This is a genomic window from Streptococcus suis, assembly GCF_002964575.1.
GTDB classification, from domain to species: domain Bacteria; phylum Bacillota; class Bacilli; order Lactobacillales; family Streptococcaceae; genus Streptococcus; species Streptococcus suis_R.
Genome location: NZ_POQQ01000062.1, coordinates 1 through 376 on the forward strand (window position 1 = coordinate 1; position 376 = coordinate 376).

Genomic DNA, 376 nt, shown 5'->3' on the forward strand with positions numbered 1-376 from the left:
TATGAATCCTACGATGTCATGGCGCATTGCCAGGAGAACAATTGGTCGTATATTATTCGTATTCGCGATGGAAATAATTCTATGAAAAAGAGTTTTCATCTCCCTGATACTCCTTGTTTTGATGAGGCATTTGACCTAAACATCTGTCGCAAACAAACCAATGAGATGAAACACCTGTATCGGTACTTCCCTAATCAGTATCATTTTTTACCTAATAATGCCTCCTTTGACTTTCTGCCATGTTCTAGTCGAAAAAGCACCCCGACCAGCTTTTATGAGCTGCATTTCCGAATGGTGCGTCTCGAAATCAAGCCTGGTTTCTTTGAAACTTTGGTGACAAACACCGATTATTCTCCAGAAAAATTAAAAGATCTCT

At 39.4% G+C, this 376-nt stretch carries 1 pseudogene; it reads left to right on the forward strand.

The features are described from left to right. Positions 1-376: pseudogene (locus tag C1E58_RS09400) on the forward strand (IS4 family transposase); the annotation flags it as partial.